The organism is Natrinema sp. H-ect4 (assembly GCF_041894845.1).
GTDB lineage: Archaea > Halobacteriota > Halobacteria > Halobacteriales > Natrialbaceae > Natrinema.
Genome location: NZ_JBHDYC010000002.1, coordinates 131,639 through 154,458, shown reverse-complemented (window position 1 = coordinate 154,458; position 22,820 = coordinate 131,639). Strand labels below are relative to the sequence as shown.

Below are 22,820 nucleotides of genomic sequence, written 5' to 3'. Positions count from 1 at the left end.
TCCGCCGAATACATCCGACGAATGCCTTCGCTCGACCTCGATGCGTTCGTCGCCCGTACCGCGGCGCTGGTCGATTCCTCGCCGCCCACCACCCTGCGGGAGACTCGAACGTGGCTCGTCGAGCCCTTCCTCGAGACGCTTGGCTGGACCGTCCGCGCCGAGTCGTGCGTGACCGATCGGATCGTCGACGACGTTCGTCTCGAGTACGTGCCGACCGTCGACTCGGTGCCGGGTCTGTTCGTCGCCACCGAGTCCGCGACTGACTCGCTCGAGGAGCCGCGAGCGAACACCCTTCGGCGGGCGATGGTGTGGACGGGCGTCGACCGCGCGATCTACACGAACGGCCGCCAGTACCTCCTGTTGGCGGGGACGACGGACGTCGAATACCACGCGCTCGAGCGCGCCGAACTCCCCGCGAACGAGTCGATAATCGCTGACTATTCGCGGGCAGCGGTCGGACAGCGACTCGGACGACACACCCGGGGCCACGTCGCCAGACGGCTCGCGGTCGAACGGCCGAGGCTCGTCGGGTCGATCGCCGAGGGCCTCGCGGACGACACCGCGCAGGGTGAGCTCTACGCTGACGAGTTCGAAGCCGCGGCTGACAGATTCCTCGATCAGCTCGTCGTCGCGTTCACCGAAGACGGAAGAACGTCACCGGACGACGCCACGGACGTCTCGATCCAGTTCAGCGAGTCGACGATCAGCGAGGACGAGTCGCCGAGTGAGCGGGCCGTCGACACGGACTCGAGTGCGGATACAGCTCCCGAAAGCGAGACAGACGGTTTGAATGCGACCGGCAACGCCGACCGATCGGGAACTCCCGCTCGAGACGGGGACTCGACCCGGACGACGACCGATACGGAGACGGATGACGACAAAAGCCGGGAGCGAGAGAGCGACGAGGATGGCGAATACGTCGTTCGATTCTTCAACGATCGGAGCTCGATCGGTGCGATCGGCCACTCGACGTCTGCAGGGGCACTCGTGGAGGCCGCCGACTACCTCCTCGAGCACGGGCTCGCCGGCGTCGAGGTCCCCTGGTCCTCGGATGAGGGCGAACGAACGGTTCTCAACGCCGACCCAACCCGCGCCGACGGCTCGCCGATGGACGACCCGGAACGACTCGCGAACGGCCTCGTTCTCGAAACCGCGGGCAACGTCGACGAGCGTGCCGCCCGTGTCGAGGCGCTGGCCGCTCGAGCGGGACTGCGAGCGATGCTCACCGGGGACTGGGAGACGGAGTAAAGAGGAGTTAGCGATCAGTACTCGAGGTTCGCGTCGATAATCGTGACGACGACTCGTCCAGAGCCGCCGTCGAATTCACACGTTCGTGGAGCGGTATCTCCCCAGCCACCGCTCTCGAGCGTCGAATTCCAGGCGTCTTCGTACGCGGAGTCGACTACTGTTATCGAAACGTTGTCCTCACCGGTGTAGACTTTGCTACTTCGATCTTCGACGGACATCGTGAGTCCGAGACCACCGCTGCTCTGTATCGATCGATCGTCCGCCGAAATCGTTACAAGCGAGATGATAGCGATGTCGTCGCCACACCGAAACTGCGGGCGTTTGAGGACGGTGCTCCACGATTCCGACTCGTCCCCTCGAACGAGACCGCTGCCTTCGTACGCGATACGATTTCCGTTCGTCGTATACGAAAACTCGCCGAGATCGGCAGTCGTTCCGTCTCCGTAGCCGACGAACTCACCACTGTCGGTCCCAATTGGATCCCTGCCACTGATCGAGATGTTTAGCTTCGTCCCGGAATCACCGGTCGAGACCGTCCCTTCCCGAAGTGAGAGTTCACCGTAGCGCTGTTCGATCCCGTCGTACCGGACGACATCGTTAAAGTTCACCGCGAGCGCGTCCATCGCCCGTTCGGCATTTTTCAGTTGCTCGCCCTCCTGATAGTCCTCCATTGCCTGAAAACCGGTCATCGACAGCAGCGCGACGGAACTTAGGATGATCGCGAAGACGAGGATGAACGCGAGTACATCGGATACCGCGCGGTCGTGATCCCGTCGCTTTATCAATGTCTTCGGATGCGTCCGTCTCATTGGCTCCCGTCCTCGATGTGTATCTCGCCGCTCTCGGAGACTATCTCGATCGTTCCGCCGGCCGTCGAACTCTCGTTGATAGTCGCAGTGGTTTTGATCGGTACGTGGACGGTCGCATCGACGTCCTGTGCCGTCAGCCTCACGCAATCGGTGTTCCCCTCAAGCAAGGGTGCGCTACAGCCCTCGAGCAACTCGACAGTGTACCGCGAGTTCGCGACCGTTCGCGGATGATCGGTCCTGACGGTCACGTTATCCGCCGTTTGGTTTCCAATCTGGTCGACGTTACCGATTTCGTCGGCCAGTCGCTCACCAATCGTCTCGAGCGAGGAGTCAGCACTGCGATCCTTCTCGGTTTCCAGCATGGTCCCGGCGCTGGTCAGCAACATGGCGATGAGGATCGTCGTGATGCCTATCGTCAGGACGTGGGTGATCGTGATCGAGACCGCACGATCCCGTCCCGGTTGTGTCTCGATCGGATCCATTTCACGGGCACCCCGTTACGATGGTTCGATTTTGTTTGTAACTAAGGCTGTTTGAGTAGTATTCAATCGTTAGACTTGCATTCTCGATATGAGATTTGTTGGTGTCGCTGGTGTGTACCTCAATGGCGCTGAGATTCACAGACGTTGTCGTCGACCGAACAGTCGTATTTTGATAGGACGAACTGAACGCCGAGATATTCTCTCTTGTTTGATTCTGCAAATCGGTTCCGTTCTGGGCAGATTCGTTCTCGACCCGTTCAAGGAGGCAGCCGACACCTTGCTCGATCTCGAGTTCGATGACGTCAGCGTCGCTCGCGCTCTGGCTCGTCCCGCCCGAGGACAAGGTTTCCGTGTAGAGAACGCCGTTGAAGACGACGACGATACCAAGAATGATGAACGCGAGGGCGATGGCACCGATGAGGATTACCTGTGCGCGCTCGCGACGTTCACTTACCATAGTATCACCCGAACTTCGACGACATTGTACAGCGGTGTGTCATCCTTGTGTTCGCGCGGAATAACCGCATATCTATCGCTCTCGGCCTCTTCGAGAGTGTCGTCGTTGCCGCTCTCGGACGTTACCGATTGATTTTCGTACAGCGTAACCGTATAACTCGCCGTCTGGGCGCTTGATGGTGGACTCCCCTGATACACGAGCGTTCGCTCGCCGCCGCTCTCCGGATGGAGTTCCACATTGTAGCTCCAGCCCTTTTCGGCGAAGCGTTCCTTCAGAATATGTCCGAGGTCGGATTCGTTCGCGAACCGGTCAACGGAGTACGTTCGATTCTCCACGGTGTCTTCCTGATCGGGTGCCGGTGGCTGATTCGCGCCTTCGAACCCACCGTCGCTTTCGTTCCACCGCCGAATCGTTTCCGAGAGGTTCCCGCCCTGGTTTGAGACGATCAGGGCGTCCTGTACCTCCTGTTGAATCTGCGCCTGAACCGTCCGGTCGGCTAAGCCGCCCGTCGTCGGCATGATCACGACCGACTGTAGCGCGAACAGGACGGCCATCAGAACGACCATCGCACCGATGAATCCCTCGAGGGTGTAGGCCTGTCCGCGGTCGGTTTCTGAATCGGTGGTATCTATGCTGGGCATCGTTTTACCAGACCCTCACGACGAGTCTACATGCGGGATCGCACTTTCCGTCGTCCTCTATCGTGACGATCCGCGCCGAACTGGCCGCTGATTGATTGTCGTACGCATCCCCGGCGGTCCACGTATTTGAGCTTCCAAGAGGTGCGCTCTCATTGAGGGGTTCAAAACGTATATTTACCCGATCGATTTGGTTCCCGTTGCTAGACCGAAGACCAAGCGTTTCGGTCAGGTTTCCGCTCGCGTTCACATATGTGTCATTGAACTTATCTCGGCTGACATTGTTTGCTGTCTCCGTTGAAACGTTGTGAACGACCAGATCCGCGATCCGATCGGCTTGTGCCGTCTCGGCCCCACCGACCGACGAGTCGAAGGGCGTGATGACCGACGGCAGAAACGAGAAGACGAAGGCGATCGCTAGCAGGAAGACGCCGATTCCGACGGCGAAGTCTTGCGTGGTCTGCCCTCGCTCATCGAAGGAGACCGAAATCGTTCCCGGTCGCTCCGTTTGCAGCCGATGACCCCGTTTGTTCGTTCGTTTCCCGATCATCTTAGGCCACCAACATCCAGCCGATGAGTGCGATCGAGGACAGACCGATCGCGTACTTCAATCCGCTCAACAGGTCTGCATCCCGGATGTATCCACAGATGAATCCGGAGATGATCGCCTGCAGCGTCACCGCGTGGAAGAACAACACCGACAGCATGTCGACGTCGATGTTCTCGCTGAGGTTGGCTCCTTCCATTCCGCTTCCCCCGCCAGCACTGGAGCTGGCTTCGGCACCGCCACCGCCGGCGTTGAGTCCCGCCATCGTGTCGATGAACTGCGTCTTGAGGATAGCGATCACCGCGAGCACCGTCATGAACGTCATGATGATGATCACGATCTGCATGCGGGTCCGGGACTTCCGTTCGCGCTCGATATCGTCGTGGTTCTCGCTCGCAGTCGCAGCCGTCCGGAGCACGTCCGAGATCTGGTTCGACGCTTCCTGGGCCTCGGTGATCAGTCGAGTTGTCCGGGCGAGTCGCGGAATGTGGTACTTGTTGTTGAACTCGATGAGCGCCTCCTTCAGGCTCGTCCCGTAGTTGACCTTCGTATGCATCATCTCGAACTCGCGAGCGAGTTTCCCGTTCGTGGTATCGGAGACGGATTTGAGCGACTCGAGCAGGGTCAACCCGGTATCGTTCGAACTCGAGAGCTTCCGCAGGTCCTCCGAGAGCTTGTTGACGACGGAGTTGCGGTGTCGAACGTTCCACTCGCGGAAGATCGAGAGCGGGATCGCCGTGATGTAGAGGGGGAGATAGACGTAGATGAACGTCCCCCAGATCGGCCTGTCGAGCATCCCCTGCCAGGAGGTGGGGGCCGCTCCGCTCACCATGGCTGTCACGACGATGACCAACACCAGTGGCACGGTCAACGCGAGTGTAACCAGCGGATTATCTCGGAAGAAGAGGTGTGGCTTCCGCAGCACCTCGAGCGTCTCATAGGTCCCCTCGCGGTTCTTGACCCGGTCGAAGACGCTGTGTTCGCCCGTGAACTGCTCGACGAGTCCGAGGCTCAGCAATCCGCCTTTCTGTCCGGTTTCGGTCCGTTGACTGGTATTTCCCATCGAGAGGTAGCCGTCGCCGGGCTCGTCGTGCTTGACCGTCGACACGAGAACGAGAAACCCGACGCCGATCATCGGAATCAGTCCGTAGACGACCATGTAGAGCATCTGGTCCGTCACGTTCGCGTTCGGTATCATCTTCATGACGACCATGATGATGATCAACAGGAGCGGGAACAGCGACAGCGTCATGTACATCTCGCCGAAGAGTTCGAGCGTCTCGAGGGTGAGCTCCTGTTCTTGCTTCGCGGTGCGCATGTGCTTTTCTTTCTTGTCCTCGAGGAAGCTCTCGATGTCGCCGCCGCTGTTGACGATCGAAAGCATGTCGGTCAGGAACTGCGAGAGGTCGTCGCTTGGCGTCTGGAGTGCCTGTTTCCGGATCGCCGTCCGGTAGTCGATATCGAAGTATTCGGTCTCCTTGACGATGCTCTGGAACTCCTTTGCGACTTCGCCGTAGGTGTCGTCGGCCTGGGCCATCGCCTCGATTATCTCGAGTTGGTTTAGGCCGCCGACCGACAGGGCGTACATAAACGAGACCGAGTCGGTCATCAGCATATTGATCTCGCGCTTGCGGGCCGAGGCGCGCGAGTAGGGAATCGCGACCATCGAGCCAAAGCCGATCGCGAAGCCGATCGAGCCGAACACCAGCCCGGTGAAGAAGACGACGGCCGGGACCCGAAGCAGTTCGATGATACTGAGGAGGAGTCCGTGACCGACCGGAATACCGATAAGCGCCTCGTTCGAGAGGAGACCGATCGCGAAGATGCCGTAGCCGAGCATCAGACCGACCAGCCAGAGACTTAGGCCGCTGATGAACCCGATTCCGATCGCCCGTGAGAGGTAGAGTTCGACCGTATCGCTCATCCGAGCCTGTGCGAGTTTCGTCTCGATGTCGGCGACGAACTCGTTGTCCTCGCCGAACAGGCGATCGTACACCGGATAGAACCGGTCACCCAGCGCGTCGGAGCTGGCCGACATCCCTGAGCCGCCACTGTCGTCAGTTTGCAGACTCATGCGTCGTCCTCTTCAGTGCCGTCCGCGTCGGTTTCGTCGTCGAAAATCCCGGTATTGCCGTCCGTCGGTTCGTCGCCGGAATCCGTATCGTCGTCTCTGAAGATCGACCCGTCGTCATCCGTCTCGCTCCCTTCGAACAGCGACCCGTCGTCATCGTCGGCTCCGTCCTCGTCGTCGCCGAAGATGGAGTCGGATCCGCCGCCGAATATCGAGTCGCCCTCGTCGCCACCGATTGCGGCATCGGTATCCGTGTCGGAGGGGGTATCAGATTCGGCATCGGTGCCATCGTCGGCATCGGTGGCGACAGTGCCATCGTCGGCATCGGTGGCGACAGTGCCATCGGAATCGGTGTCGGCGTCGGCACCGGTATCGGTGGCGTCGTCGATCGCTGCCGGCTCGCCGGTTGCCGCCTCCGTGCCGTCGTTCGCGTCTTCAGCCCCGTCGTCCGGCGGATCCGAAGTATCGTCATCGATATCAATCGTCGGCGGTTCGGTGTTCGACTCGTCCCGATCGGAGGCTGACTCGCTGTCGACGTCGATCGTGGGGGTCTCCGGTCCGTCCGCGTCGCTTGAGGCTGGCGATCGGCCGGTATCGGCGTCGGTCGCGGCCGCCGAGGTGGTACCGGGCTCGTCGGGCTCCGCATCGAATTCGTTCGCCGGCTCGTCGTCGGACGAATCCGGATCGAAGATCGAAGCGAGGTCGTCCTCCGGGAACATCGAGTCGAAGCCGGAGGTGTCCGGTTGGGCGGTCGTCGTCTCCTCGCTGCGCTCCGGTCGGCCGGCGTCGGGATCATCCAGTTCGTCGATCGTCTCGCCCATATCGTCGAACAGTCCGCCCAGATCGCCGTCCTCGGCGTCGTCGGTCGGGAGTACCGTCGATTCGTGGTGAGTCGAATCCGCTCTCTCACCGTCTGCTCCGGCGGGCGGACTCGAGGCAGCTGACAGATCCGCTGTTGGCTCCGCCTCCTCACCGGCGACAGCGTCGGAATCGGCTGTCCCCGTTTCCACCGTCGATTCGGTACCCGGCGCAGTCGAGGGCTGTGAACCGCCGCTCGAGGCAGCAGTGTCCGAAGTTTCATCGACAGTGGGTGCCGGCTCGATCGCGGTCGAACGACCGCCGGCGTCGGACCCACTGTCCGACGGACTCGCATCGGTTGGGGAAGCAGCGTCGGTCGCGCTCGCAGTAGCCTCATCGCTGTCACTGTCACCGCCGATGGCGAACCCTGTCTCTTCGCTGAGCCACGCCGGTTCGTCACCGTCGTCATCGTCTTCGGCGGCGAACGACGACGAGCCGGCGCCGAGTTCCCACTCGTCCTCGTCGACGGTCTCGTCGACCTCACCGGCGAAGTCGAACTCCTCGCTGTCGGCGCGGTCGACGTCAATCGTGCTCTCCTCTTCGACGTCGCCGAGGGCGCTCGCGAGGCCGCTCGGGATCTGCCCCCGATACTCCTCGAATAAGGACTCTTCGGCCCGCTCGAGGAGGTCCATCGAGAGGTTGTACGTCTCGCTGCTCGCGTCCGGACGCGGGACGAGCTCCTCTTTTTCCGGGTCGACGTCGATCAGGACGCTCTCCATCTCGCGGAGATCCTCGAGACTGTCCTCGAGCTGGCCGTTCGCGATGAGGGTGAGGATCGTCTCTGGGTCGTTGATGAACGCCTGCACCGTCGCGGCGACCTCCGCGTACGTGTTTAACCCTTTCTTGATGAGATATGCGAGGATGACTTCGCGCTTGAACAGCTCTTCTTGGAGTTTCTCGTTGCTCCAGCCACGGTCGAACTGGATCTCCTCTAACGTGTTCGAGTCCCCCATCTTGAGGTACTCGTCGGTCTCGGCCTGCCACTGGTAGACGTCTTGGACGTTGATTTCGTCGTGTTCGGCCTCGTAGTGGTTGATCTCGGTCAGGGACTTGTTCCGGCGGACCTTCCGGCCCTGAACTCTGGTTTGCGTCTGGATTGAGACCAGATCCAGCGCCGTGAACATCGTCTTCGAGACGTTGATGGGGTCCGTCGTGAACCGCTTGAGGACCTCGTCGACGGAGTCGGCGTGGAAGGTGGTGTAGGTGGTGTGACCGGTCGACATCACCTGGAACAGCGTCCGCCCCTCTTCGCCACGGATCTCACCCATGACGATGTAGTCGGGTCGCTGGCGCAGTGCCGCCTCGAGCAAGTCGAACTCGTCGACGTCGCCCTGCTCGTCGTCGGCGAACGAGGGACGGGTGACGCTGGCAATCCAGTTGCGTTGGGGAAGTTCGACTTCACGGGTATCTTCGATGGAGACGATCTTCGCGCTCGAGGGGATAAACAGGGAAACGGCGTTCAACGAGGTCGTCTTCCCGGACGCGGTACCCCCGGCGAAGATCAGGCTCTTGTGGTTCTCGATGGCGAGCCAGAGGAACGCCATTTCGTCGAGCGAGAAGGTATTCCAGTTGATGAGGTCGATCGGGGTGAAGGGGACGTCCTTGAACTGGCGGATGGTGTAATTCGTCCCGTGAGCGGACACCTCCTTGCCGAGCGTGAGCTGTGCACGCGAGCCGTCTGGCAGCGTCGCGTCGACCTGTGGAAGCCGTTTACTGATCCCCTTCCCCGAGCGCTGAGCGAGTTTGACGACGAAGTCGTCGAGTTCGTCCTCGCCGTGGTAAATATTCGAGATGATCTGTTCGTACTCGGAGTGGTAGACGAAGACCGGCGAGTTGTAGCCGTCGACGGAGATATCCTCGACATTGATGTCGTGTTTGATGCCGTCGATGCGCTCGTACCCGATGAAGTCGCGCTTGAGCAGGTAGAGCAGTTTTTCGACCTGGTACTCGCTTAACGTGTCCGGATCGTCCGCAAGAATCGCCGGCTCGGGCCTGACCTCGATCCCCCCGAGTTGACTCGGTCCGTTGTCGACTTCTTCCTCGTCTTCGTCGTCGTCGAGGAGCCCCCGGAGCGTCTCGAGGATCCCCTCTGAGGTGTCACCGGAAGTCGCCTCGAAGAGATCGTATCGCTGGAGAAGCCGCCGCGTTTCGTCCTCGATAACCGTCCGTCGACCGTCTTCGGTCGCTTTCTCCTTGATGCCGTCTTCGGAGTACTTGATCGCCGTCCTGAGTTTGCCCGAGAGGAACTCCTGAAGTTCGTTCTCGATCTCGTTCTGGTACGGCTCGATCATGTAGTACTTCTTTTCGTTTTCCTTCTCCGAGTGGAAGATGATAACGTAGGCGTAGGGTTTGTTTACCCAGTACCGCTCGATCTCGCGGAAGTGGGTCTTCTTCTCGAAGGGCACCGCTTTCTCGAGATCGTAGCGATTGGAGACGGTGGTATTGCCCGCAACCGTCGAGAAGAACTCGTCTTCCTCGATATCCTCTTGAATGTTAACGGTCCGTTCCTCGACGATATCGTCGAGTTCCAGCGCTGCATCGTTGCCGGCCGCAAGGTGTCCTTTTACCGTGTCAGGATCGAAACCAAGAGCCTCCTCCTCGTCGTGGCGGATGATCTCGCCGTCACCGTCTCGTGGGCGACTCCCGTCGTCCTCGTAGTAATACTCCCACTTGTAGTGCTCCCAGGTCCAGGTATCCTTGACGACCGGCGTCGTTTCGGGGTCGGCGTACTCACAAAAGCGGTCCCAGAGCGTGTCAGCGTTGTCGCCGGCGATCGGCAACACGTGGCCCGCGAGGTCGTCCGGATGATGGCCGAGATACGCTTCGGGATCGAATTCGACCTGATTCCAGTCGTCCCCGCTGGGGACCGTCGTTCCGACATCCTCGTCGGTGTCGAGCCCGAGCTGATCGTCCGCGTCGGCCGGCTCGGGATCGTCCGGATACAGGACGGATGACTCGTCGCTGTATCCGTATTCGCCCATAAAGTCTTCCCACGTATACGTCCCAACGCGGATGGCCGAGTTCGATATCGGCTCCGACTCGTGGGCCCGTTCGTCCTCCGACGCAGGGTCGGACGCCTCCCCCTCAGAAAAGTCCCCGGCATCCGATTGGTCGGCCTCGTCAATAGCCATTGCAGCTATCCAAACAGTCACCCCTCAAAAAATTCATCCGCCCATTACCATTTCTGATAATTCTGCGCGTACGGGTTTCGACCGTTTCTGCGTTGCTTCGTGGTCTCACGTCACTCGAGGTTCCGTTTACTATCGAATTCAGCGTGACGCCACGAAACTCAGAACGGTTCGTCTCTGAAGAGATACATCACGCTTATATTCGCTCTTTTCCCTGTTTTCAACGTGATTGTCAATGCCAACCAGTATGCGTAAGGGAGCCATCAGTAACCGTTGGAACCACACCGATCTGTTCGAGACACGTTCGACTCCCTCGATGGTAGCGGGCGGACTATTCGACCGTCGCTGGCAGTGGTGATCGTCGATGACGGGACTGACGCTCCGACCGTTCTTCTGGCGGCCGACCCACCTCTTCCCGGAGACGCGACTCGTCTCGCGGACGCATGACGGCATCGTCGAGAGTTCCTACGGCGAGTTCGGCGAGCGCGTCCGATCGCTGCTCGCGGCGCTCGCCGACCGCGGCGTCGGCCACGGGGATCGAATCGGGACGTTCGGCTGGAACCACCACCGGCACCTCGAGGCCTACTACGCCGCGCCGCTGTCGGGCGCGCAGTTGCACACGATCAACGTGCAACTCGGCGACGACGATATCACGTACATCGTCGAGGACGCCGACGACGACGTCCTGTTCGTCGATCCGGGCGAGCCGTTCGAGACGATCGAGCGGCTGTGGGACGAGTTGGCGGTCGACGAAGTCGTCGTGATGGGCGAGGCAGTGCCCGACACCGACATCGACGCCGTCGCCTACGAGGATCTTATCGCGGAGTACGACCCGGTCGACGAGGGCGACCTCTCCGACCTCGAGGAGGACTACCCCGCGGGGATGTGTTACACTTCGGGAACGACCGGTCGGCCGAAGGGCGTCGAGTACACCCACAAGATGATCTACGCCCACGCCATGATGGTGATGACCCCTGCCGGCCTCGGCATCGAGGAAGGCGACGTGGTCATGCCCGTCGTGCCGATGTTCCACGTCAACTCCTGGGAGTTCCCCTACGCCGCGACGATGGCCGGGGCGACGCAGGTCTATCCCGGTCCGTCACCGAGCGCAGTGGACCTGCTCGAGTTGATCGAGCGCGAGGGTGTCACCATGACCGCCGGCGTTCCCACGGTCTGGATCAATCTCCTCGAGTACATCGACGAACACGGCGGCGACCTCTCGAGTCTCGAGCGGATCGTCGTCGGGGGCAGCGCCGCGCCGGAGGAGATGATGCGCCGCTACGACGAGGAGTTCGACGTCACCGTCGAACACGCCTGGGGGATGACCGAGACGATGAGCATCGGCTCGGTCTCGAGACCGAAATCTCGAATGGCCGACTGGGACCCGAGCCGCAAGTACGAGAAGCGTCGAAAACAGGGACTGCTTTCGCCCGGCCTCGAGATGCGCGTCGTCAACGACGCGGGCGAGGAAGTCCCGTGGGACGGTGAGTCGGCCGGCGAACTGTGGGTCCGCGGGCCGACGGTCATCACGGAATACTACAACCGCCCGCAGGCCAACGAGGAGGACTTTGCGGACAGTTGGCTGAAAACGGGCGATATCGTCTCCGTCGACGAGGACGGCTATATCGAGGTCGTCGACCGCGCGAAGGACGTCATCAAGAGCGGCGGCGAGTGGATCTCCTCGATCGCGCTCGAGAACGCGCTGATGGCCAATCCGGATGTCGTCGAGGCGGCAGTGGTCGGCGTGCCCCACGAGAAATGGCAGGAGCGACCGCTCGCAACCGTCGTCACTGCCGAGGGTGCGGATCCCGACGAGGACGAACTCCAAGAGCACTTGCGGGAAACGCTCGAGCAGCCCGACTGGTGGCTCCCCGACGAGATCCGCGCCCTCGAGCGAATTCCCAAGACGGCGACAGGAAAGTTCGACAAGCAGGGACTGCGCGAAAAGCTTGACGTAGGCGACGCCGAAACGGAGGACCGATGAGCGAGTTATTCGATCTCGACGGGCGGGTCGCAGTGGTAACGGGCGGCGGACGCGGCATCGGCCGCGCCATCGCCGTCGAACTGGCGAACGCAGGGGCTGCGGTGGTCCCGAGCGCCCGCTCGGCGGACGAGATCGACGCCGTCGCGGCGGCAATCGAAGACGCGGGCGGTGACGCGGTCGCCGTCCCCGCGGACGTGACCGATCCCGATGCCGTCCGAACCGTCATCGACCGAGCCGCCGCCGAGTTCGGCGGCGTCGATATCGTCGTCAACAACGCCGGCTTCAATCCGGACGATGCGCTCGGCCGGCCAGAAGACGTCGACACCGAGAGCCTCGACCGCGTGCTGGACGTCAACTTGAACGGCGCCTACGAGGTCTCCCACGCGGCGGCGGATCACCTCCTCGAGAGCGACGGCGGTTCCGTGATCAACGTCGCGAGCGTTGGCGGACTGGTCGGACTGCCGCGCCAGCATCCCTACGTGGCCTCGAAACACGGGCTCGTCGGGCTCACGAAGAGCATGTCGCTGGATTGGGCTCCCGACGTCAGGGTCAACGCCGTCGCGCCCGGCTACGTCTCGACGGAACTCACCACGGAACTCGAGGAAAACGATCGGCTGCGCCAGTCGATCCTCGACCGGACGCCACTGGATCGGTTCGCCGAACCCGAGGAAATCGCCGGTCCCGTCGTCTTCCTCGCGAGCGAGGCTGCAAGCTACGTTACCGGCTCCGTGCTCGCGGCCGACGGCGGCTGGACGTCGCGATAGAGGATCCGCTCTTCTGCGCGTTCGAACCGATTACGTTCGGCCGATCTCGTTTTCCACTAAAAATCACGGGGGTAGTTGTGACCACCTGGTAGTTCTCCGAACGCTTAGCTTTCGACCCGGGCTACCTCCAGTATGCGATACAATGACAGTGATCGAGCACGCGAGGTCGCCGAGCGTGCCAACGATTTGATGGAAGAGGTTGTCCTTCCGATCGAACGCGAGCGGGCCGGCGGGATGTCCGTCTCGAGCGGTACCGTCGCGGAACTACGCGAGGCCGCTCGCGAGTACGACATCTACGCCCCACAGATCCCCGAGGAGTACGGCGGCATGGGACTGAGCTTCCGCGATTCGTTGCCCGCGTTCGAGGAAGCGGGCCGCAGCCTCCTCGGCCAGGTCGCGATGCGTGTCGACGCCCCCGACGAGGGGAACATGCACCTCCTCGAACTGGTCGGCGACGACTTACAGAAAGAAACCTACCTCGAGCCGCTGGTCGCGGGCGACATCAAGTCCGGCTTCTCGATGACTGAGCCGATGCAGGGTGCGGGATCGGATCCGAAGATGATTCGGACGACGGCTGAAAGGGATGGCGACGAGTGGGTCATCGACGGCCACAAGTGGTGGACGACACAGGGCGTCGAGGCCGACGTCCTGATCGTCCTCGCGCGGACCGATCCGGATGCTCACCCCTACGAAGGCTGTTCGCTCTTTCTCGTGCCGGCGGACGCCGACGGCGTCGACGTGATCCGCGACGTACCCCACATGGGCGGCGGCGGTCACGGGGTTTCCCACGCCGAAATCCGCTACGAGAACGTTCGCGTGCCCGAAGAACACCTGCTCGGCGAGCTGAATCAGGGGTTCGTTCATGCCCAGGAACGCCTCGGCCCGGCCCGACTGACCCACTGTATGCGTTTTTCCGGCATGGCCCAGCGCGCCCTCGACATCGCGAAGGCCTACACGAGCGAACGCGAAGGGTTCGATTCCACGCTCTCGGACAAGCAGTCGCTTCGCCACCGAATCGCCGACGCCGAGGCCAAACTCCACATGGCCCGAACCGGAATCCGCGACGCCGCCGACCGGATCGCGGCCGGCGACGAGGCCCGTATCCCCGTCTCGATGTGCAAAGTGTTCACCGCAAACGCCACCCAGGACGCAGTCGATCTGGCCGTCCAGTGTTGTGGTGCAAACGGGATCGGGAAGGACCTTCCGCTGTCGGACTTCTACGAATCGGTCCGACAGTTCCGTATCGTCGACGGCGCAGACGAGGTCCACCGTCGCGTCATCGCTCGGGCTGCCTTCGAGGACGTTCCCGAGGAGGAACTCGAGCCACTGACTCGCTTTGGCGATCCGAATCGAGAGCGACGGACGGAGCACTGACGACTCGCTTGCGACCGGCGGTTCTCCGTTTGCAGTTTCGGTCGTCCACTCCGAATGCCTGTCGTTCACTTGGAACGATCGTCTAGGACGGCAGTACGTGGCCGACGGCTGAACTGGGGGCGAGACTGCATCGGCGTCAACTCCTCGAGTGGGCGTCATAGTCGTTCGTGACTGCCACCTGCGTCGCTACTTGGATCGCATTGGGCCTCGAGACTAATTGTACAACGGGCGTGGCGGGATTCGAACCACGCGAAGACGGTCGCTCGCTTCGCTCGCGCTGCGTCTTCTCTAATTCGAATCCCGCCATGCCGGTTCACTCGCCACTCCGTGGCTCGTTGCACGGGCGTGGCGGGATTCGAACCCACGATCAGAAGGTTAGGAACCTCCTGCCCTCTCCGCTAGGCCACACGCCCCGGCGTGAAAAAAACGTTAGTTGGTTTCCGTTTCCGCTTCGGTTTCAGCGTCGGTGGTCGTCTCCTCTTCGGAGGTGACGGGCTCCGTGTCAACGAACTCGTCGTCGTTACGGTCTGCCTCGTCGACGTTCCCGCTACCGTCACGCATTTCTTCGAGTTCCGTTTCAACTTTCTCGCGCCCCTTCTGGAACTCACCCATCGCCTCACCGGTCGACCGTGCCAGCTTCGGGATCTTGTTCGCCCCGAAGAGCAAGACCGCGATGATGAGGATGATTGCGAGTTCCGGAGGTCCCATGCCGCCGGGGATGAACAGCGGTGCAATTTCGGCTACCATCTCTATGCGTGGCTTACCCGCTGGCAATTATAACCTTTTTGGACCGCTTAGGTAAACAAGACACCGCAACAGTCCGTGTGAGGACGAGATTCGTCGAGAATGATCGTTCCTCACATTGAACGGGAGAAACGCGCCGGTTCGTTTCACACCGCTATCGCAATCTCCAACCGTTCCGCGAACGAAACTGTCTTTCCCGCTTGTACGGTATTGTCGAACGATGGTAACGACCGGCGATGCTGCACCCGACTTCACCGCACCGCTCGCAAACGACGACATCGAGGAGTTCACGCTCTCCGAGCGCCTCGAGGACGAGGCGCCGATCGTCCTCGCCTTCTTCCCCGGCGCGTTCACCGGCGTCTGTACGACCGAGATGTGTACGTTCCAGGACCGCCTGGCCGCGTTCAACGACCTCGACGCCACCGTCTACGGCGTCAGCCGGGATTCGCCGTTCACGCTCAACGAGTTCCGCGAGCAGAACGGTCTCGAGTTCGGTCTCATCAGCGACTACAACAAGGAGATTATCGACGACTACGAACTCCCGATGGACTTCGCCGATCTGGGCGTCTACGGCGTGGCCAAGCGCTCGGTGTTCGTCGTCGACGCCAACGGCGAAATCGCTTACTCGTGGGTCAGTGACGACCCCGGCGTCGAACCCGACTACGACGAGGTCGAAGCCGCCGTCGAGAACCTGTCCTAACGCCGCCTCGAGAATCGTTCGATCCGCGACCGTCGCAGGGCTTTTTTAGCCTGCAACCGACGTACAGCTATGAGCGATTCTCCCGCCAACGAGGATTCCCGCCGCGTCTACTTTCCCGACAGCGATCACAACTTTCCCGACGAGAAACTGAACGCCGTTCTCGAGTACATCCTCGACGACGAGGAGATTGCCGCGTACCTCGAGGCCCAGAACGTCAACGCGGTCGACCGGATGCAGTACAACGATCACGGGGGGAAACACATCGAGATCGTCCGCAACCGAGCACTGTGCCTGTACGACTTGCTCAAAGCGGGCGGTGTCGAGTTCAACGGCGCGAGACAGCAGGGACTCGACGAGGCGGACGAATCGGTTATCGTTGCGCTCGCCGCGACGCTTCACGACGTCGGCCACGTCGTCCACCGCGACAGCCACGCCTACTACTCGATCCCGCTGGCCGCGGACATCCTCGAGCGAATCCTCCCCGAGTTCTACGACGTCGGCGACACCGTCCGGATGAAAGGCGAGATTCTCCACGCGATCCTCTGTCACCACACCGCGGAAACGCCGTTGACCACCGAAGCGGGCGTCATTCGCGTCGCCGATGCCCTCGACATGGAAAGCGGCCGCTCCCGGATTCCTTACGAGTACGGCGGCCGCGGTATCAACACCCTCTCGAGTCAGGCGATCAAGCGCGTCTCGCTCCAGCCCGGCGACACCACGCCCGTCATGGTCGAGATCGAGATGACCAACGCCGCCGGCGTCTACCAGGTCGACAACCTGCTCAAGGCCAAACTCAAAGACTCCGGCCTCGAAGAGGAGATTCGAATCGTCGCGCTCAACACGAACGAGAATCACGAGCAGTTGGTCGAGCGGATCGAACTCTAAAGACCCACCTTTTGCCCTGCGGGCTGGCTCCGCCAGCCCTCGGCAAAAGCTGGACCAAAAGCACTCCTCCTTCCTCTCCGCTCGTTACACTCGCTCCGAGTCAGTCGTCGGCCGCTCGCTCGGCCTTCGGCCTCGCTCGCGGTGGGTGACTGTAACGGCCTCCCCTCCCCCGGGTCACGAGTTCCTCGCAACGCTCGGAACTCGCTCCCGGCCATACGAAACAGTCAGTTCGTTACTTAGGCGAGTTCGAATCGTCCGTCCGCTCGCTCGAGATACCCGCGATCCCGAAGCGTTCCGGTAATCGAGAGGACCGTCCCTTTCGTGACCGCGAGGTCGTCACAGAGGTCTTCGGCGGTCGCGCCACCGCTCGCGGCGAGATACAGGTAGACGAGTTTCGCTCGAGCGGAATCGAGATCGGTCGGTACCGAGACGGCGAGGTCAGTCGTCGCTGGCTGCGTCATACTTCCACGTCTCTCTTTCGACGATAATAAACTCTGCCTACAACGATTGTCGAAAATCCGGCGACGAGACGCCAGCTACCATTGTCGATACCGTGGACGTCACCCGTCGAACCTGCGGCGATACTACGAGCCGACCGCTCGAGCGGCCGTTCTCGGGTATAGGCGATTGTCGTGATCGGGGAGCGATGACGACCGGTAGCGGGACGGCGACGGGCGTTTCGCTGGCTGCCGTCCGACAGTATAACTTACGGTCGGCGATATGAGGGACCCAATGTCGACGCAACTCACCGTCCTCGCGCTGCTGACCGGACTGTTGACCGGGGCAGTGTTTCGATTCTTTAATATCCCGATCCCCGCCCCACCGGAGCTCCCCGGTATCATGGGCATCGTCGGAATCTACCTCGGATACAAAGTTATCGAATACGCCGATGTCGGCATCGACCTTCTCGAGACGCTGGGGTTGTAGCGACCGATCGAGCGACGAGAGTCGGCCGCGCTCAGGCCGCCGACCCGGTGCTGAAGAAAAGCCGCATGAGAACCCACAGCACCAGCAGGAGCGCCGCAGGCGCGAACACTATCGCCACAAACAGCAGCGGACCGGCCAGGACGGAGTCGCTGAGGAGAGACGCGACGATGCCGAGCAGCAAAACGGTACCCATAGATTCCCCAATAGCCGGGATGGGTATAAACGATTCTACTCGAGATGACGGCCGGATCGCACGCCGAAAAAACGGAACGAGAAAACGGAAGCGACGCCGCGGTCAGTAACTGCGCTCTTTGGGCTCGTAGGTCTTGTTCTCGCCCTCGAGGATGACCGGTCGGTAGAAGATCGAGGGTTTGCCATCGTCCCACGAGATGAGCGTGTGTTTGAGCCAGTTCTCGTCGTCGCGGATCTGGTTCTCCTGTCGCCAGTGAGCGCCGCGGAACTCGTTTCGAACGAGCGCGCCGAGCGCGATCGTCTCGGCGACGTCGATCAGGTTGCGCGTCTCGATGGTCTGCTGGAGGTCGGTGTTGAACGTCCGCGACGGATCGTCCACGTAGACATCTTGGTATTCCTGACGGCACTCGCGGATGGCCTTTAGCGCCTTCTTGACGCCCTCTTCAGTGCGGAAGACGTTGACGTAGTCGGTCATCGCTTTCTGGAGCTTCGCGCGGATCTCGGCGTGCTGGACGCCGTCGTCTTTCTCCATCAGGTGATCGACGTGTTCGCGGGCCGTTTCGACGGTCCGCTCGAGGATGCCCTCGGCGTCGGCGGTGACGCCCCCGTCTGCGGCGACGCTTCCGCTCGTATCGAGTCCCGCTTCGCCGGGGGCGACCGGGAGTTCGGTGTCGGTTTCGTCCTCCACATCGTCGCCGTAGCCGGTCCGGATCTCGGGCTCGCCGAGGTCGTCGCCGGCGGCGTGGCGACCGGCGCGCTTGCCGAAGACGATCAGTTCCGGCAGGGCGTTACCGCCGAGCCGGTTCCCTCCGTGGACGGAGACACAGGCGCACTCGCCGGCGGCATAGAGGCCGTTGACGCAGCTCTCTCCGTTCTCGTCGACCTCGATGCCGCCCATCGCGTAGTGCTGGCCGGGCTTGACCGGCATCGGCTCGACGAGGCCGTCGACTCCCTCGAAGTCCTCCGCGAGGTGCAGAATGTTCTCGAGGCGGTCCATGATCCGTTCCTCGCCGAGGTGACGCATATCGAGGTGGACGTACTCGTCGTCGACGCCGCGGCCCTCGTTAACCTCGGTCAGTTCGGCGCGGGCGACAACGTCCCGCGAGGCGAGCTCGCCGGAGTTGTTCGCGTAGCCGTGCTCGAACATGAACCGCTCGCCTTCGCTGTTGTAGAGGATGCCACCTTCACCGCGGACACCCTCGGAGATGAGGACGCCCGTGGAGGGCAGCGAGGTCGGGTGGAACTGGATGAACTCCATGTCCTCGAGCGGTGCGCCGGCGCGATAGGCCATCGCGTGGCCGTCGCCGGTACAGGAGACGGCGTTGGTGGTGTGATCGAACGCCTGTCCGGGACCGCCGGTCGCGAGGACGACGCCGTTGTTGGCCTTGAAGCCCTCGATTTTCCCGGACTGGACGTCGTAGGCGACGACGCCGTGACACTCGCGGTCGTTCGGATCCGGTTCATCCGTCGTCGCGAGGTCCATCACGTACCACTCGTCGTAGACCTGAATGCCTCGCTTGACGACCTGCTCGTACATCGTGTGCAGCAGGTGATGTCCCGTCTCGGCACCGGCGTAGGTGGTCCGCGGATACGAGAGCCCGCCGAACGGTCGCTGGGAGACCCGGCCGTCGTCCTCGCGGGAGAACGGCATTCCCCAGTGCTCTAAATTGATCGTCTCTTCGGGAGAGTTCTGCGCGAGGGCCTCGACCGCCGGGGCGTCTGCCAGGTAGTCCGACCCCTTCATCGTGTCGTAGGCGTGGAGTTCCCAGTCGTCGCCCTCCTGGAGCGCGGCGTTGATTCCGCCCTCCGCCGCGCCGGTGTGGCTGCGGACGGGGTGGAGCTTCGAGACCATTGCCACGTCGGCTCCCGCTTCGTGTGCTGCGATCGCGGCTCGGAGGCCAGCGCCGCCTGCGCCGACCACGATAACGTCGTGTTCGTACATGGATTACCAGAATTTCAGGTTCTTCTTGACTGCCTCCCGCTTGAGCTCCTGAATGTGCTCGGTGAGCGGGATGTCTTTCGGACACACCTCGGTACAGGAGAACTGGGTCTGGCACCGCCAGACGCCGTGTTCCTGCTCGAGAATGCGGAGTCGGTGCTCTTTGATCTCCTCGCCCTCGCGGTCGTCCATCGCGAATTTGTAGGCCTTGTTGATCGCCGCGGGGCCCAGGTACTCGTTGTCGCCGGCCGCAATGTTACACGAGGACATGCACGCACCACACCAGATACACCGCGAGGACATTTTGATCTTCTCACGGTTTTCGGGGCTCTGGCGCTGCTCTTCGAGGTCGTCGGTCGCGGGCGTGTCTTCGTCCTGAAAGTACGGCTCGACCGTGTGCATCTGGTCGTAGAAGTGGTCCATGTCGACGACCAGATCCTTGACGACCTCCTGGTGAGGCAGGGGCTCGATGCGAACCGGCTGCTCGAGGTCGGAGATCTGGGTCTTACAGCCCAGTCGCTGCCTCCCGTTGACGAAGAAGGCGTCGGAGCCACAGACGGCCTGCCGACAGGAGTGTCGGAACGTCAGCGACGAATCGTACTCGTCACGGGCGTACATGACCGCGTCGAGGACGGTCATCCCCTTCTCGAAGGGGACGTGGAAGTCGTCGAATCGGGGTTCCTGCTTCCCCTCGACTTCGGGGTCGTAGCGGAACACCTTGATGAGGACCGTCTCCCCTTCGAGTTCGGCCTTCTTTTCGGCGTGTTCGTCGACCATCCCGTCGTCTTTGTCGTCGAGTCGCCGCTCCTGGGGCGACTCCGCGCCTTTCATCTCCGGGTCTTCCGGTGCTTCCTGGCTCTCGGGTTCGGCCTGTTGCGTGCTCATATTAGATCATCCCTCTCATTGCGAGTGCGACGTAGATTCCCTGCGCGACGAGCGCGACGCCGGCGATGACCAGCACCGCCAGCACGACCTTCTTCTGGGTCCCCTCGAGGCCCTGGTTGACCAGCGCGTTGTAGACACCGTTGACGCCGTGGAACGCGGCGGTGATCAGGAACAGCACCATCGTGAGGAAGTAACCGATGTTTTGCATTCGGGCTTCGGTACCCAAGAAGGTTACCTCGTACGCGTGGTTGACGAAGTGCAGGAGGAAGAAGTGGAAGGCGAGAACGACGACGAGGAACGCGGCGGTGACGCGCTGGAGGAACCAGCCGGTGCCGCCGGGCGTAAAGGAAGAGTAGCGCTCTGCCATTAGATCGACACCCCCGTGAGGAACGTGGGGACGCTGGCGACGGTGATCGCACCCGTCAGTACCAGCGAGGCGTAGAAACTCTTGTCCTGTGCCTCGAGTCCGACACCGAGATCGACCATCAGCAGGCGGAGGCCGTTCAGAATGTGGAAGACGGCCACCGCGAGCAGGCCGATCTCGAGCAGGCGGACGAGAAACAGGCCCTCGAGCCCCTGTAGCGTCGCGGTGTACACGTTAACCGCTTCTCCGTCGACCATCGTCGTTTCGCCCTGTGCGCCACCGATAGAGGTACTCAACACGGCGATATGGGTGAACAGGTAGCCGATTAGTACCCATCCGGTGAACTTGTGGAAGATCCACGCCCACATGCCGGCCGAGAACTCCTTCCAGCGACCGAAGTCCTCGATGAGACCGCGATTGTAAGACTGACTCATACGCTCATGTGATGCGTTAGACCGCGGGGGTATAGAAGTTACTTTTATCTCTTCCATCCGACTATTAGTGCGCAGTACTATCGCCAGAATCAAAGGCGATTTTTCCACAAAAGAGAAATCAGTTCGGGCGCGCCCCCTCGGATGTCCGACTTCCTGGCGACAGTCGAAAAGTCCCCACCAAACAGACTGCTGTCCATCAGTTTCGGCGCACCCACAGGACGGTTGGCGTTTCGACGACAAACCGGTCCAGAGATCTGTCTCAGAGATCCGATCGCGAACTCTCCGTCGTCCGCTCGCGCTCGAGGGCCGTGAGCGTGTCCGGTGAGAGGCCGACCAGATGACAGAGCGGGTTCCCCGGGTAGACGACCGGATTCTCGAGGACGCCGACGATGAGGCCGGTGAAGGGGGCCTCGACCGTGACGATGTCTTCTTCCTCTTTGAACGGGTTCGTGATCGTACAGATCACCTCGCCTTCCTCGACGAGCGCGCCCCGACCGCGTTTCATGTCGACGATACCGCCGGCGTCCGCGCGGAGCCAGGTTTTCTCGTTGTCGTCGTCGATGATCGTCCGCCAGCCGGGCCAGTGAACGGAGGATTCCCGATGCAGGCCGAACTCGGCGAGGACGCTCGCGACGCCGGTGAGCGCGCGATCGATCAGCCGCCGCTGGAATCGGTGGGCCTCGCCCATTTCGACGGTAATCGTCGGGATGTCGGCTTCGGTCGCCTCGCGGCGCAGCGTCCCCGACGGACCCTCGCCGGCGATGATGACGTTCGAACTGAACGCCATGGCGAGTCTGTCGACGTCGGAGCGCTCCATGTTCGCCCGGACGTGAAGCATATTCGTTCGCCCTCGAGTGGAGGTATGGAAGTCGACTCCGAGGTCACACGGTTCGATAAAGTTCGTGTAGATCTGGTGGGCCATCCGTCTCGCACTCGTCGATCCCTCGCGTCCGGGAAACGACCGGTTCAGGTCCCGGTCGTAGATCGGCAGATACCGCTCCTGTGCGAGGAAGCCGGGAACGTTCATCACCGGCAGGCAGACCAGCGTCCCGTGGAGCACGGAGTGGTCCCAGTCGTGGGCAACCTCGCGAACGACCTCGATCCCGTTGAGTTCGTCCCCGTGGGCCGCCGCCGAGAGAAAGACCGTCGGCCCGGGATGTTCGCCGTTGATCACCGTGACGGGGATCCTAACGGGATCGCCGAGATACGTCTCGCTGATGCCATAGCGAATGTTCGCCGATTCACCGGGATCGACCCGGCCGCCGTTGTAGGTAAAGGCCTCGGCCATCGTCTCGGATTCGTCCGCTCGGTCGGGTGGCTCGCTCGTTGTTGCGTCGTCGCTCATATGACGTGCTCCGGCGGCACCACCGTGAATGTTCTCCCTTCAGTA

22 protein-coding genes and 1 tRNA gene are annotated in these 22,820 nt (G+C 61.8%); 7 read left to right on the top strand and 16 right to left on the bottom strand.

Annotation, left to right across the window (positions count from 1 at the left end):
• Nucleotides 1-21: 21 nt before the first annotated feature.
• Nucleotides 22-1,248: a hypothetical protein gene (locus tag ACEWFR_RS03605; protein ID WP_374059751.1), complete on the top strand. Its 1,227-nt coding sequence runs from the start codon at nt 22-24 to the stop codon at nt 1,246-1,248.
• 14 nt (nt 1,249-1,262) lie between these two features.
• Here ACEWFR_RS03605 and ACEWFR_RS03600 read toward each other — a convergent pair whose 3' ends face one another.
• The 7 genes from ACEWFR_RS03600 to ACEWFR_RS03570 are packed head-to-tail and all read right to left on the bottom strand — an operon-like array spanning nt 1,263 to nt 10,241.
• The gene (locus tag ACEWFR_RS03600) at nt 1,263-2,057 is read right to left on the bottom strand and encodes a hypothetical protein (RefSeq protein WP_374059750.1); all 795 of its coding nucleotides are present in this window, start codon (nt 2,055-2,057) and stop codon (nt 1,263-1,265) included.
• Nucleotides 2,054-2,539 carry a hypothetical protein gene (locus tag ACEWFR_RS03595; RefSeq protein ID WP_374059749.1) on the bottom strand — a complete coding sequence of 162 codons (486 nt, stop codon included), beginning with the start codon at nt 2,537-2,539 and terminating at the stop codon, nt 2,054-2,056. The genes ACEWFR_RS03600 and ACEWFR_RS03595 overlap by 4 nt, the downstream gene beginning before the upstream one ends.
• A 1-nt stretch (nt 2,540) precedes the next feature.
• A complete protein-coding gene (locus ACEWFR_RS03590) occupies nt 2,541-2,996 on the bottom strand; it encodes a hypothetical protein (protein WP_374059748.1) in 456 nt (151 codons plus the stop codon).
• Complete coding sequence (locus ACEWFR_RS03585) at nt 2,990-3,637, bottom strand: hypothetical protein (protein ID WP_374059747.1); 648 nt, start codon at nt 3,635-3,637, stop codon at nt 2,990-2,992. Before ACEWFR_RS03585 ends, ACEWFR_RS03590 begins: the two co-directional genes overlap by 7 nt.
• A 4-nt stretch (nt 3,638-3,641) precedes the next feature.
• Nucleotides 3,642-4,184 (bottom strand): hypothetical protein, encoded by a 543-nt coding sequence (locus tag ACEWFR_RS03580; protein ID WP_374059746.1) that lies wholly within the window; start codon nt 4,182-4,184, stop codon nt 3,642-3,644.
• Between the two features lies 1 nt (nt 4,185).
• Nucleotides 4,186-6,255 carry a type II secretion system F family protein gene (locus ACEWFR_RS03575; RefSeq protein WP_374059745.1) on the bottom strand — a complete coding sequence of 690 codons (2,070 nt, stop codon included), beginning with the start codon at nt 6,253-6,255 and terminating at the stop codon, nt 4,186-4,188.
• Nucleotides 6,252-10,241, bottom strand: coding sequence for an ATPase, T2SS/T4P/T4SS family (locus ACEWFR_RS03570; protein WP_374059744.1), 3,990 nt, complete (start codon nt 10,239-10,241; stop codon nt 6,252-6,254). Before ACEWFR_RS03570 ends, ACEWFR_RS03575 begins: the two co-directional genes overlap by 4 nt.
• Before the next feature lie 361 nt (nt 10,242-10,602).
• Here ACEWFR_RS03570 and ACEWFR_RS03565 point away from each other — a divergent pair, with 361 nt between their 5' ends.
• The 3 genes from ACEWFR_RS03565 to ACEWFR_RS03555 all read left to right on the top strand — a co-directional run bounded on the left by ACEWFR_RS03565 (nt 10,603) and on the right by ACEWFR_RS03555 (nt 14,360).
• A complete protein-coding gene (locus ACEWFR_RS03565; RefSeq protein ID WP_374059743.1) occupies nt 10,603-12,222 on the top strand; it encodes a long-chain fatty acid--CoA ligase in 1,620 nt (539 codons plus the stop codon).
• The gene (locus ACEWFR_RS03560; protein ID WP_374059742.1) at nt 12,219-12,986 is read left to right on the top strand and encodes an SDR family NAD(P)-dependent oxidoreductase; all 768 of its coding nucleotides are present in this window, start codon (nt 12,219-12,221) and stop codon (nt 12,984-12,986) included. The genes ACEWFR_RS03565 and ACEWFR_RS03560 overlap by 4 nt, the downstream gene beginning before the upstream one ends.
• A 132-nt stretch (nt 12,987-13,118) precedes the next feature.
• The gene (locus ACEWFR_RS03555) at nt 13,119-14,360 is read left to right on the top strand and encodes an acyl-CoA dehydrogenase family protein (protein ID WP_374059741.1); all 1,242 of its coding nucleotides are present in this window, start codon (nt 13,119-13,121) and stop codon (nt 14,358-14,360) included.
• 340 nt (nt 14,361-14,700) lie between these two features.
• Here ACEWFR_RS03555 and ACEWFR_RS03550 read toward each other — a convergent pair.
• Together ACEWFR_RS03550 and ACEWFR_RS03545 are read right to left on the bottom strand one after the other, a co-directional pair.
• Nucleotides 14,701-14,773: transfer RNA gene (locus tag ACEWFR_RS03550), tRNA-Arg, on the bottom strand.
• A 16-nt stretch (nt 14,774-14,789) separates the two neighbouring features.
• On the bottom strand, nt 14,790-15,107 hold the full coding sequence (locus ACEWFR_RS03545) for a twin-arginine translocase TatA/TatE family subunit (RefSeq protein ID WP_098723912.1): 318 nt from the start codon (nt 15,105-15,107) through the stop codon (nt 14,790-14,792).
• A 217-nt stretch (nt 15,108-15,324) separates the two neighbouring features.
• Between ACEWFR_RS03545 and ACEWFR_RS03540 the strand changes: the two genes are divergently transcribed.
• Together ACEWFR_RS03540 and ACEWFR_RS03535 are read left to right on the top strand one after the other, a co-directional pair.
• Nucleotides 15,325-15,804 (top strand): redoxin domain-containing protein, encoded by a 480-nt coding sequence (locus ACEWFR_RS03540; protein WP_374059740.1) that lies wholly within the window; start codon nt 15,325-15,327, stop codon nt 15,802-15,804.
• 69 nt (nt 15,805-15,873) lie between these two features.
• Nucleotides 15,874-16,689, top strand: coding sequence for an HD domain-containing protein (locus ACEWFR_RS03535; protein WP_374059739.1), 816 nt, complete (start codon nt 15,874-15,876; stop codon nt 16,687-16,689).
• A 236-nt stretch (nt 16,690-16,925) separates the two neighbouring features.
• Here ACEWFR_RS03535 and ACEWFR_RS03530 read toward each other — a convergent pair whose 3' ends face one another.
• Nucleotides 16,926-17,150 carry a MarR family transcriptional regulator gene (locus ACEWFR_RS03530; protein ID WP_374059738.1) on the bottom strand — a complete coding sequence of 75 codons (225 nt, stop codon included), beginning with the start codon at nt 17,148-17,150 and terminating at the stop codon, nt 16,926-16,928.
• A 271-nt stretch (nt 17,151-17,421) separates the two neighbouring features.
• Between ACEWFR_RS03530 and ACEWFR_RS03525 the strand changes: the two genes are divergently transcribed.
• Entirely contained in the window at nt 17,422-17,616 is a 195-nt protein-coding gene (locus tag ACEWFR_RS03525; RefSeq protein ID WP_098723908.1) for a XapX domain-containing protein, read from the top strand.
• 31 nt (nt 17,617-17,647) lie between these two features.
• On the opposite strand, the gene ACEWFR_RS03520 is transcribed toward ACEWFR_RS03525, so the two are convergent.
• The 6 genes from ACEWFR_RS03520 to ACEWFR_RS03495 all read right to left on the bottom strand — a co-directional run bounded on the left by ACEWFR_RS03520 (nt 17,648) and on the right by ACEWFR_RS03495 (nt 22,775).
• A complete protein-coding gene (locus tag ACEWFR_RS03520) occupies nt 17,648-17,809 on the bottom strand; it encodes a hypothetical protein (protein WP_374059737.1) in 162 nt (53 codons plus the stop codon).
• A gap of 102 nt (nt 17,810-17,911) precedes the next feature.
• The gene (locus tag ACEWFR_RS03515; RefSeq protein WP_374059736.1) at nt 17,912-19,750 is read right to left on the bottom strand and encodes an FAD-binding protein; all 1,839 of its coding nucleotides are present in this window, start codon (nt 19,748-19,750) and stop codon (nt 17,912-17,914) included.
• A 3-nt stretch (nt 19,751-19,753) separates the two neighbouring features.
• A complete protein-coding gene (locus tag ACEWFR_RS03510; RefSeq protein ID WP_374059735.1) occupies nt 19,754-20,632 on the bottom strand; it encodes a succinate dehydrogenase/fumarate reductase iron-sulfur subunit in 879 nt (292 codons plus the stop codon).
• A gap of 1 nt (nt 20,633) precedes the next feature.
• On the bottom strand, nt 20,634-20,999 hold the full coding sequence (locus tag ACEWFR_RS03505) for a succinate dehydrogenase (protein WP_098723905.1): 366 nt from the start codon (nt 20,997-20,999) through the stop codon (nt 20,634-20,636).
• Nucleotides 20,999-21,430, bottom strand: a complete 432-nt coding sequence (sdhC, locus tag ACEWFR_RS03500; protein ID WP_374059734.1) for a succinate dehydrogenase, cytochrome b556 subunit — start codon at nt 21,428-21,430, stop codon at nt 20,999-21,001. The genes ACEWFR_RS03505 and sdhC overlap by 1 nt, the downstream gene beginning before the upstream one ends.
• A gap of 259 nt (nt 21,431-21,689) precedes the next feature.
• The gene (locus tag ACEWFR_RS03495; protein WP_374059733.1) at nt 21,690-22,775 is read right to left on the bottom strand and encodes a succinylglutamate desuccinylase/aspartoacylase family protein; all 1,086 of its coding nucleotides are present in this window, start codon (nt 22,773-22,775) and stop codon (nt 21,690-21,692) included.
• Nucleotides 22,776-22,820 lie beyond the last annotated feature (45 nt).

Excerpts from the sequence above, each read along its gene's own strand:
- ACEWFR_RS03605 (WP_374059751.1), top strand. The coding sequence starts at position 22 with ATGCCTTCGCTCGACCTCGATGCGTTCGTCGCCCGTACCGCGGCGCTG.
- ACEWFR_RS03600 (WP_374059750.1), bottom strand. The coding sequence starts at position 2,057 with ATGAGACGGACGCATCCGAAGACATTGATAAAGCGACGGGATCACGAC.
- ACEWFR_RS03595 (WP_374059749.1), bottom strand. The coding sequence starts at position 2,539 with ATGGATCCGATCGAGACACAACCGGGACGGGATCGTGCGGTCTCGATC.
- ACEWFR_RS03590 (WP_374059748.1), bottom strand. The coding sequence starts at position 2,996 with ATGGTAAGTGAACGTCGCGAGCGCGCACAGGTAATCCTCATCGGTGCC.
- ACEWFR_RS03585 (WP_374059747.1), bottom strand. The coding sequence starts at position 3,637 with ATGCCCAGCATAGATACCACCGATTCAGAAACCGACCGCGGACAGGCC.
- ACEWFR_RS03580 (WP_374059746.1), bottom strand. The coding sequence starts at position 4,184 with ATGATCGGGAAACGAACGAACAAACGGGGTCATCGGCTGCAAACGGAG.
- ACEWFR_RS03575 (WP_374059745.1), bottom strand. The coding sequence starts at position 6,255 with ATGAGTCTGCAAACTGACGACAGTGGCGGCTCAGGGATGTCGGCCAGC.
- ACEWFR_RS03570 (WP_374059744.1), bottom strand. The coding sequence starts at position 10,241 with ATGGCTATTGACGAGGCCGACCAATCGGATGCCGGGGACTTTTCTGAG.
- ACEWFR_RS03565 (WP_374059743.1), top strand. The coding sequence starts at position 10,603 with ATGACGGGACTGACGCTCCGACCGTTCTTCTGGCGGCCGACCCACCTC.
- ACEWFR_RS03560 (WP_374059742.1), top strand. The coding sequence starts at position 12,219 with ATGAGCGAGTTATTCGATCTCGACGGGCGGGTCGCAGTGGTAACGGGC.
- ACEWFR_RS03555 (WP_374059741.1), top strand. The coding sequence starts at position 13,119 with ATGCGATACAATGACAGTGATCGAGCACGCGAGGTCGCCGAGCGTGCC.
- ACEWFR_RS03545 (WP_098723912.1), bottom strand. The coding sequence starts at position 15,107 with ATGGTAGCCGAAATTGCACCGCTGTTCATCCCCGGCGGCATGGGACCT.
- ACEWFR_RS03540 (WP_374059740.1), top strand. The coding sequence starts at position 15,325 with ATGGTAACGACCGGCGATGCTGCACCCGACTTCACCGCACCGCTCGCA.
- ACEWFR_RS03535 (WP_374059739.1), top strand. The coding sequence starts at position 15,874 with ATGAGCGATTCTCCCGCCAACGAGGATTCCCGCCGCGTCTACTTTCCC.
- ACEWFR_RS03530 (WP_374059738.1), bottom strand. The coding sequence starts at position 17,150 with ATGACGCAGCCAGCGACGACTGACCTCGCCGTCTCGGTACCGACCGAT.
- ACEWFR_RS03525 (WP_098723908.1), top strand. The coding sequence starts at position 17,422 with ATGTCGACGCAACTCACCGTCCTCGCGCTGCTGACCGGACTGTTGACC.
- ACEWFR_RS03520 (WP_374059737.1), bottom strand. The coding sequence starts at position 17,809 with ATGGGTACCGTTTTGCTGCTCGGCATCGTCGCGTCTCTCCTCAGCGAC.
- ACEWFR_RS03515 (WP_374059736.1), bottom strand. The coding sequence starts at position 19,750 with ATGTACGAACACGACGTTATCGTGGTCGGCGCAGGCGGCGCTGGCCTC.
- ACEWFR_RS03510 (WP_374059735.1), bottom strand. The coding sequence starts at position 20,632 with ATGAGCACGCAACAGGCCGAACCCGAGAGCCAGGAAGCACCGGAAGAC.
- ACEWFR_RS03505 (WP_098723905.1), bottom strand. The coding sequence starts at position 20,999 with ATGGCAGAGCGCTACTCTTCCTTTACGCCCGGCGGCACCGGCTGGTTC.
- sdhC (WP_374059734.1), bottom strand. The coding sequence starts at position 21,430 with ATGAGTCAGTCTTACAATCGCGGTCTCATCGAGGACTTCGGTCGCTGG.
- ACEWFR_RS03495 (WP_374059733.1), bottom strand. The coding sequence starts at position 22,775 with ATGAGCGACGACGCAACAACGAGCGAGCCACCCGACCGAGCGGACGAA.